At 52.9% G+C, this 8,948-nt stretch carries 7 protein-coding genes; 4 read left to right on the top strand and 3 right to left on the bottom strand.

All coding sequences use genetic code 11. From position 1 onward, the window contains the following. Window positions 1-47: 47 nt before the first annotated feature. The gene (locus FKN99_RS09065; protein ID WP_172117558.1) at window positions 48-926 is read right to left on the bottom strand and encodes a 3'-5' exonuclease; all 879 of its coding nucleotides are present in this window, start codon (window positions 924-926) and stop codon (window positions 48-50) included. 356 nt (window positions 927-1,282) lie between these two features. Here FKN99_RS09065 and FKN99_RS09060 point away from each other — a divergent pair, with 356 nt between their 5' ends. Then, a complete protein-coding gene (locus tag FKN99_RS09060) occupies window positions 1,283-2,482 on the top strand; it encodes an ISL3 family transposase (protein WP_172117557.1) in 1,200 nt (399 codons plus the stop codon). An 82-nt stretch (window positions 2,483-2,564) separates the two neighbouring features. On the opposite strand, the gene FKN99_RS09055 is transcribed toward FKN99_RS09060, so the two are convergent. Both FKN99_RS09055 and FKN99_RS09050 read right to left on the bottom strand, forming a co-directional pair. Next, window positions 2,565-3,461 (bottom strand): tripartite tricarboxylate transporter substrate-binding protein, encoded by an 897-nt coding sequence (locus FKN99_RS09055; protein ID WP_216658020.1) that lies wholly within the window; start codon window positions 3,459-3,461, stop codon window positions 2,565-2,567. 141 nt (window positions 3,462-3,602) lie between these two features. Next, window positions 3,603-5,297: a dihydroxyacetone kinase family protein gene (locus FKN99_RS09050; RefSeq protein ID WP_172117555.1), complete on the bottom strand. Its 1,695-nt coding sequence runs from the start codon at window positions 5,295-5,297 to the stop codon at window positions 3,603-3,605. 196 nt (window positions 5,298-5,493) lie between these two features. Here FKN99_RS09050 and FKN99_RS09045 point away from each other — a divergent pair, with 196 nt between their 5' ends. The 3 genes from FKN99_RS09045 to FKN99_RS09035 all read left to right on the top strand — a co-directional run bounded on the left by FKN99_RS09045 (window position 5,494) and on the right by FKN99_RS09035 (window position 8,788). Further along, on the top strand, window positions 5,494-6,300 hold the full coding sequence (locus FKN99_RS09045) for an IclR family transcriptional regulator (protein ID WP_172117554.1): 807 nt from the start codon (window positions 5,494-5,496) through the stop codon (window positions 6,298-6,300). Window positions 6,301-6,580: 280 nt separating this feature from the next. Beyond that, window positions 6,581-7,434, top strand: a protein-coding gene (locus tag FKN99_RS09040; RefSeq protein ID WP_406565423.1) for an IS5 family transposase whose coding sequence is annotated in 2 segments (ribosomal slippage) — window positions 6,581-6,940 and window positions 6,943-7,434 — 852 coding nt in all. Because the reading frame shifts where the segments join, the coding sequence is not laid out codon by codon here. 67 nt (window positions 7,435-7,501) lie between these two features. Then, window positions 7,502-8,788: an IS701 family transposase gene (locus tag FKN99_RS09035; protein ID WP_172117553.1), complete on the top strand. Its 1,287-nt coding sequence runs from the start codon at window positions 7,502-7,504 to the stop codon at window positions 8,786-8,788. Window positions 8,789-8,948 lie beyond the last annotated feature (160 nt).

The following is an 8,948-nucleotide window of genomic DNA, read 5'->3' as shown; positions in this document are numbered from 1 at the left end:
GCAAGAGCTCACTTGCAGCGCCTCTCCTTGAGGCCTGCAAAATATAGTCATGAAATACTATCGAATAGCTCTTCCGGCACATCTTCAAAAAAGCGACAGAACGGCAAGGAACCAGCCAGTGTGACGCTCTGTTTGGCTCGCGTCATGGCGACGTAGAGAACACGGCGCAACAGGCTCGCCTCTAGTTCCTCCTCTTCTCGTGCAACGCTGTCGAGAATGCGGCCAGGATATTGAGCGTCATGCAGCCCCATGACGACCACATGGTCGAATTCTAAGCCCTTCAGCTGATGATAGGTGGTCACGGCTACTCCGCCTGTAAAGCCGCCAAGCCCGGCACCCTTGACCTTCTTGACCTTGACGCCGCGCTTTTCCAGTGCTTTCTGAGCAGGATAGAGCTGACGAGAAAACGGCAACACCACCGCCACAGACGTCGTGCGTAGCCGCTTAAACTCGCGGGCAACAAAATCGTAGCCTTTCTCATAGGCCTGCTTGGCATCAGGTGCCAACAGCAATTTGACCTTGTCGCCTTTCTTGGTTGGACGAACCGGTGTCGTGTAATCACTACTCTCGGTCACGTCATTGTTCGCCAACAAATGCTCGGCCACATCCATGATCTGTTGTGTGGTCCGGTGACTAGCAGACAAGCGCCGGGAGCGGCCACCCTGCACCTGTATGCCGACAGAGGACCAAGTGAAGCTACGGCGATAGATCTTCTGCGCCATGTCACCGGCCATGCTTAGCGATACACGCGGAATCTTTGCGGCCACCAGCACCCAGCTCTTGTCGAAATCCTGCACCTCATCAATCACGACGTGATCGTAGCGGTAGTCATCAGGGAGATCTCTGCCCCGCTCCATCAACACGCGCAACAGCACTCCAGCGGGATTGTCATAGTCCTCCTGGCGGGTTTCCTCTAGCCACTCCAAATACAACTCAAAAACAACTCAAAAACAACTCAAAAACAAACCAGATAAAACGACGGTCTTCCTGCGTCACACGTACTGCGGTGCCTCGTCCAGTACGTTCGACGGCAAGATAATCGTCGAGCCGAGTGACATGCTGACCAAAAAGCCAAGCAATCTCCTCACCCCACCACCCCAGTAGCTGCGGCGCCTCCTTTAATTCGAAGAAACGATGACTGCCGATCCCTCTTCTGCCTCTTTGATCAGCCGCTTAAGTTCGGTTCATCGCGGGTTAGCGTGAAAAAGTAGGAGACGGCGGTAAAGCCGGTTAGTTTTGAGTTCGCCAAAACAACAAACCTAACCGACTTACCACCGTCCCCATGAATGCTAATCCTCTGACTCTGTTCTGGAAAGGATTCACGATAGAATCTTATGCCCAGATTGATGCTCAATCTCTGCTTATCCGGCTCCAACCTGCCGATGACTACTTACCATGCTGCAGTGGTTGTAACCAACAAACGCTTACCATCCATGACATCAGCATCCGACGAGTCCGAGAACGCGACTTGTTCAACTATCGCGTTTGGCTGGAGGTGCCCGTTCGTCGAGTCCGCTGCGCAACATGCGGCCCTAGACGTGAAAAAATTCACTGGCTAGCAGGACGTCAGCGCCTGACGGCAGGCATGATCGGTTGGGTTGAGTCTCTGGTGTGCCTGATGCCGGTCCAGCACGTGGCAGCCCTGCTGGGCTTGCACTGGCATACGGTCAAGACCATCGACCATCAGCGTCTTATGAGAGAAGTAACTGAGCCAGATAAACGCCAGATTCGTCGGCTGATCATGGACGAATTCGCTCTTTTCAAGGGCCATCGATACGCCACCGTGGTGATCGATGCAGACACCCAACAAGTGCTTTGGGTCGGGGAAGGACGTAGCCGAGCAGCAGTGCGGCCCTTCTTTGAATGGCTGGGGCCTGAGGCTTGCGGCCAGATCGAGGCTGTGGCGATGGATACTGACATGGATCTGGAGGTGCAGCACCACTGCTCGCAAGCTCGCGTGATTTATGACCTGTTCCACGTTGTTGCCAAGTTCGGGCGGGAAGTGATTGACCGGGTTCGGGTCGATCAAGCCAACAAACCTGGTCACGACAAACCGGCTCGCCAAGTGGTGAAGCGCAGCCGTTGGCTGTTGCTCAGAAATCGGGCCAATCTCAAGGATGAACAAGCTCTGAAGCTCGAAGAGTTGCTGCAAGCGAATCAGCCTCTGATGACCGTCTACGTATTGAAGGAGCAGCTCAAAGAGCTCTGGTACGCCCCCTCAGAGGCTGAAGCCAAACAACGCTGGCAGCACTGGCTGAAGTTGGCCCTAAGCAGTGGACTGGCGCCCGCGCAGCAATTTGCCAGACACCTCAAAGGCTACATCGAAGGAGTTATCGCCAGTGCGATCTACCAAATGAGCACAAGCGTACTGGAAGGAATGAACAACAAGATCAAGGTGATCAAGCGAATGGCTTATGGCTACCGGGACAACGCCTGCTCCCTCCTAAAGATAAAAGCAGCATTTCCCGGTAAAGTGCGATGAACCCAAGATTTAGCACTACAAAGAGTATTTTGAAAGTTATCTGCCCCGCCCAGCAAAATGATGGGCGAGGCATTGCTGGCAATCAGTAGCCAAGTGCCTCCATAACCCTAGCCGTATCTTCTTCATGCTGTAGCATGACCTCATAAAGTGCTACCGCCTCTAGCGGCTGCACGCCGAAACCAGACTTATCCATTGCTTCCCGAAACGCAGAGGAAGAGGCCGCGGCAAGAACCGCCTCTTGTAGAATCTTAACTCGACCCTCTGGTATACCCGCCGGGCCACCCAAGGCTCGCCAGGTGCCACCATCAACAGGTTTCCCAGTCAGAGTTTCCGCGAGCGGCACATCTTCAAAGCCGGGGACAGGTTGTGTACTCAATACGGTAAGCGGACGCACTTGCCCAGCCTCGGTCATGGCTGCAGCTTCAGGTAGCGAGGCCGCTTGGAAGTCCACCCCACCGCTGGCGAGTTCGGATAGTCCGCTCGCAGCGCCCTTGCCTGGGATCCAGCGTATCTTGGCAACATCAACCCCTAGGTCAAGTAACATACCGGCTATAGGAATGTCCCAAACGCTTCCACAGGCACCCGAGCAATGAATGGTATATTCTTCAGGTGTTTCCTTAAGCGCCTCGACTACCTCTTCTGCTGTTCTAAAGCGGGAATTTGCTCCAGTCAGTAGAGCAGAGCTATCGCCGTTAAAGTTGGCTACCGGAGTAAAATCAGATACAGTGAAATCTCCTTGGCCAGTATAGTGGTATCCCGCATAAGGGAATAATAGGCCGAGTGTGTAGCCATCAGCTTCAGCATTTCGGATTGAGGTTAAGCCTACTACTCCTCCGCCTTGACCTTGGTTTATGATGGTAATCGCCTCGCCAAGTTCATTCTCTATCTCCTTAGCCAGTAAACGGGTCGTGGTGTCACCACCGCCGCCTGCTCCGGCAGGTACGATGATGGTAATAGGCCTATCGGGAAACTCAGCCAAGGCTGTGCATGGTAAAGCTGCGATAGCTAACATTGCTATTAGAGTCTTCTTCACAGGTCTTACCTCTCTTTTTTGTTACGACAATTGTCATTGTAATTAGCACGTTTTATGAGGGACTAGTGGTGTGGTCTGCTCTTCTCTTCAGCCCGCAAGCCCCTCCTGTAGTGCCGTCATCCAAATACTAACGGCCATGGCGCCGCCGTCGACTGTGCCAACCGCCCGCTCACCTAGGTATGCGGCACGTCCAAATTTTGGTTGCATTGTTTTTGTAGCGTGAGCTCCGGCATCGGCGGCACTCGAGGCACTCTCTAAGGCCTTTTGCGGCAAAGCCCCTGCTTCAATGGCCTCCTCGAAGGCTCGGGCAGCAGGTTCAAGGGCATCGACCATGGTGCGATCGCCTACTTTCGCACCACCAATCTTTTGCACCGAATCACTGGCTGCTATAAAGGCAGCTGCCCATTCCTCGGCATTCGGCGTCCCAGACGGAAGGGTATTTGATGCGCGCATCAGGCCAGCGGCATAGAAAGGGCCGGAACTACCTGCTATAGCACGTCGCAAGGCTTGGGCCATACAGAAAAATAAAGCCTTGGGATCGGCATAGGCCTCGTTGGGCAGATCGCGCAGGGCTTGGGCCCCCCTCTGCATGCTAGCCCCGAGGTCACCGTCTCCTCCAGCCGCGTCGAGTGCTGTAAGTACTTGCTCTTGAGCGTCGAGTTCATATGAAACCCTCTCGACTATCGCTTGCATTAACTTGGCATGCGGGCTCGGCTCATAATTTTTTTCTTCGTTTACCGGTTTTGGGGCGTCAATCACATATCGATGCGTGGGTAGAGAAGCTGATCGGGGCCAGTATCGGGCTGATGTCTCAGCCTGCAGCAAACGCTTACGCTCTTCATTAAGAGGAATTAGTGTAAGAGAACAGCCAGGCATCTCAAGTGCGGTCATGAACTCGCCCGTCCAAACCAGCTGGGGAGTTAGCCCTCGACGGCGCAATTCTGCAAGCGCAGATCGCGCGATTATACTTAGCTCCATCGGAGGCGTTCCACCAAGCCCATTAACCAGCAGCCCGACAGGGAGTTCAGTCCCGCCATAATTAGTTAGAATCGTATTAAGAAGCTCGCGGGCAATCGAATCAGCGCTCTCAACATGGCTACGGCGTAACCCCTTCTCGCCATGAATTCCGAGTCCGAACTCCACCTCATCTTCTTCAAGAGTGAAGCCTGGTTTGCCTGCAGCAGGGACTGTGCAAGCCCCTAGCCCAACACCCATCGAAGCAAGATCCGCCGCCACTGCCCGCGCAAGATTTGCAACCTCTATTGCCGTTTTCCCCTCTGCGACAGCTGCCCCTGCAATCTTATGAACCAATACCGTTCCTGCGATGCCGCGACTTTGCGTTCGTGGCAGGCGATCACGAAGGGCCACATCATCACCTACAAAGACTACTTCTGTTGGAATGTTCTCAGCACGGGCAATTTCAGCAGCGAGAGAGAAATTTAATCGGTCGCCTGTATAATTTTTGACAATAAGCACTGCGCCAGCAGGGCCAGCAGAAGCGCGCAGCGCGGCGAGCACGGCATCAACACTAGGCGAGGTGAAAACGTCACCAGCGATAGCTGAGGTGAGCATGCCGTACCCAACAAAACCAGCATGAGCCGGCTCGTGCCCTGAGCCACCTCCCGAGACAAGAGCTACAGCACGCTGTTTCGGCTCTTGCGGGATGTCTGCACGCAGGATTACATTTTCTTCGGATAGAATGGCAAGTTCAGGATTGCAATCGACCAAGCCCTCTAAAAGCTCTCTGACAACGCGGCGAGGATCATTAACTAACTTCTTCATAAGCCTTTCCTTATCGAAATAAATTCCACTTTTCGGAACAGAGTAAGTACAAAATTAACAATATCCGAAAAATGGAACTATAGGCAAGTTTCTCCCTTGCTTCTAATTTAAAGTGGGAAAACAGTTCGGACAAACTATTATTTTTCCGTACAATTGTATTCACTAGCTATCTTTACCGCTAACAGGGAGATTGATCATGAATAAGGGCATCAGGGGGTCATTAGGTCAAACCCCAATAAGCGAGATGCGGGATAATGGCGCCAAGTCCTTTTATAAGATGGCGCGGGTGCTCGACTGCTTCACGCGCTCCCGCAAGCATTTATCGATTTCCGATATAATGAGCCTGACTGGTCTACCACGCACTACGATTCATCGTATCGTTGCTTCTCTTCGTGAAATTGAGATGATCGATCAAGACAATAGACGAGGCGACTACCGCCTTGGTCTCAAAATGTTTTATTACGGCAGCGCGGTAATAGCGAACCTTGACCTCAACCGCCATGCCCATCCCCATGTCCTTCAACTGCACCAGATCACGGGAGAGTTAGTGCATCTTCATATGTTTGACGGAAGTCAGATGGTCTGTATTGAGCGGGAGGAAATGGGAGCAGAGCGTAACACGACGCTTACAACGATTGAGGCTGCACCTATCCATACCACAAGTGTGGGCAAAGCCTTCCTGGCCTTTCAGGAAGAAGATTTAATTAATCGAATTATCGATGAAGAGGGGCTTGAAAAGCGCACAGAGAACACACTTTCGACTATTGCTGAGTTAAAAGCCGATCTGACGTGTATCTTGTCCCGCGGGTACGCACGGGACGACGAGGAAAATGAGATTGGTATCCGGTGCGTGGGAGCGCCCATCCATGACTCACGCGGACGGGTTTTTGCCTCAATTAGCGTATCAGGGCCGGCTGAACGCCTTCCCGAAAGCCGTCAAGACGCCTTGGCCCCAGCTGTTATCGAAACGGCTAATCGAATTACAGAGGCATTACGGGCCTAAGGATAGGCCTTTTACTTAAACCAGCGCCTCAGCATGTTATTTTGCTATTTAATCAAACCACTCAAATCAATCTCAATAAAGCTTAACTGAGGCCAAGCTTGTCATGTATTAACCTTTAAACTCGGCAAAGTGGTTGCATCCAAGCTAAATGAAAGTACATAGACAAGTGGCCTCTCCCCCCTCTACTCCCTTACTTGGCTGCTAGGGTTAGTGCTAGGTTTTGTACGAAAAGTTATATCTGCTAAGTTTTCCCATGCAATAGCTGCATAGGGAGAAAATGATGGTTGGCCGGTACGAGATATCCAATGAGAACTGGGCACAGATTACAGATATTGTGTCGCCAACTCAGGTAATGGGCAGGCCACGGCGGGATGACCGACAGGCCCTCAATGGCATTTTCTGGGTACTCTGTTCTGGTGCCAAATGGCGAGATCTACCCGAGCGATATGGTCCCTGGTCAACCGCCTATGAGCGCTTTCGAAAATGGCGAGATGATGGCACGTTTGAAGCCATTCTTTCCCGCTTACAGCTCAGACTATGTGAAGATGGACTGATGGATCTGGATGCATGGATGTTTGATTCGACCTCAATACGCTCCACCCGCGCTGCCGCAGGAGGCGGCAAAAAGGGGGCTCAGAATAACCTGTAGATCACGCATTAGGGCGTAGTCGTGGTGGTTTAACGACAACAACCCACATGGCATGTGATTCTCATGGTTGGCCGCTGGCATTTATCCTGTCTCCAGGACAGCAGGCTGATTCACGACATTTCATCTCGACGCTGGAGAGTGTTTATCTACCAGGACAGGTTGGAAGGCTCCGCAAACGTAGCCGCTACGTCGTCGCTGATAAAGGACATGACAGTGATGAACTGCGCCGTTACTGTGACAGGCACGGTATAAAACCTGTTATTGCGCAACGTCAAATGCATCGCAAGACACGCCCTGATTTGCCGAGGCGCTTTGATCAGCACAGATACCGCCAGAGAAATACGGTAGAACGCTGCTTTGGATGGCTTAAAGAATTACGTCGATTTGCAACGCGCTATGAGAAATTAGCGAGCAGTTTCAGAGCGATGGTATGCGTAACCTGCATAGAGCGTTGCTTGCGAGCCAACTTTTCGCACAAAGCCTAGTACTACTGTGTCATAAATAGATATGTTATCAATACGTATTGTGTCATCTGTATAGCGATTTCGCATTATGGTAAACGACGCACTTCACGACCGCTTCGAGACGTATCTTGATGAGCTAGCACCTCGCCTGGGCCATGCTGATCGAGTGAAGGGTTTTCAGAATTACTGTCGTGGCTTGATGCTGCCGCTGGAACGCAAGAGTATCGAGCCCATCGCCGCCAGTGTCGATCCGGGTAACGTTCAAGCCTGTCATCAGTCGCTGCATCACCTGGTGGCTCGCTCTGGATGGTCTGACCGAGGGATGCTCAATGGCGTGGCGCAGCAGGTGCTACCCTACTTGCTGTCCCCCGATACGACGCCTTTTTGGATTATCGATGACACCGGTATTCGCAAGAAAGGACGACATTCGGTGGGCGTTAGTCGCCAGTACTGCGGTGAGATTGGTAAACAGGACAATTGTCAGGTCGTCGTTAGCCTATCGGTGGCGACCGAACAGGCCAGCCTGCCGGTCGCATGGCGGCTTTATTTGCCCACATCATGGACAAACGATCCGGCGCGCTGTCGCCGCGCTGGCGTGCCAGAAGAGGTCGACTTTGCCACCAAACCGGAGATTGCCCTTCAGCAGGTGCGCGAGACACTGGAGGCCGGTATCACGCCCGGTATCGTGCTGGCAGATGCGGCTTACGGCAAAGTGACGCCCTGGCGAGAACAGCTTGCAAAATGGGGCTTGAGTTATTGCGTTGACGTGCCGGAGGGTATCAGTGTCTGGCCGCCTGGCAGTGAGCCTCTGCCTCCGAAGTGGTCCGGCCAGGGGCGACCGCCGACACGATGGCAGCAGACCACGGAGCATCACCCAGTGTCGGCACAAGCACTGGCCAAGTCGCTGGATGCCAATGCCTATCAGGCTATCACCTGGCGGGAAGGTACCAACAAGCCGTTGTGCTCCCGGTTTACCGCTGTCCGAGTGCGTGTGGCGCGCGGCCAGCAGAAGCGCGAACCGGAGTGGTTGCTGATCGAATGGCCCCAAAGCGACGCCGCGCCAGCGAAGTATTGGTTAAGCAATCTGCCGGAAGATACGTCACTGACCACTCTGGTGGCGACAGCGAAAGGACGCTGGCGCATCGAACGAGATTATCAGGAACTCAAGCAGGAGTTTGGACTGAAGCATTACGAGGGGCGCAACTGGCGGGGGTTTCACCACCACGTCACTCTGTGTACGGTCGCATACGGTTTTCTGGTCATGGAGCGCCTACGTTGTGGGGATCAAAAAAAAATCAGCCCCTGCCAGGCAGTTGCCGTATCCGAAGGCTACTGGGCGCGGGGTCATAAAACGCGCACAACGCCACGTGGTTAACTCCATCGCCACCCTGCGATGGGAGCTAAATCAGGCGATCATGATAGCGTTGGGTAGTCGATCACGATGTTTATGACACAGTAGTACTAGAGAGTAAATTTCGGGATTACACCTCCAAAATAAATCTAAATGACATTTTCTTTTACATTTTCAATATACG

Origin of the sequence: Halomonas hibernica (assembly GCF_013183775.1) — a bacterium.
Taxonomy (GTDB): domain Bacteria; phylum Pseudomonadota; class Gammaproteobacteria; order Pseudomonadales; family Halomonadaceae; genus Vreelandella; species Vreelandella citrativorans.
This window is presented reverse-complemented; position numbering and strand designations above follow the sequence as displayed.

Coding starts and splice junctions, on each gene's coding strand:
- FKN99_RS09060 (WP_172117557.1), top strand. CDS start 1,283: ATGAATGCTAATCCTCTGACTCTGTTCTGGAAAGGATTCACGATAGAA.
- FKN99_RS09050 (WP_172117555.1), bottom strand. CDS start 5,297: ATGAAGAAGTTAGTTAATGATCCTCGCCGCGTTGTCAGAGAGCTTTTA.
- FKN99_RS09045 (WP_172117554.1), top strand. CDS start 5,494: ATGAATAAGGGCATCAGGGGGTCATTAGGTCAAACCCCAATAAGCGAG.
- FKN99_RS09035 (WP_172117553.1), top strand. CDS start 7,502: ATGGTAAACGACGCACTTCACGACCGCTTCGAGACGTATCTTGATGAG.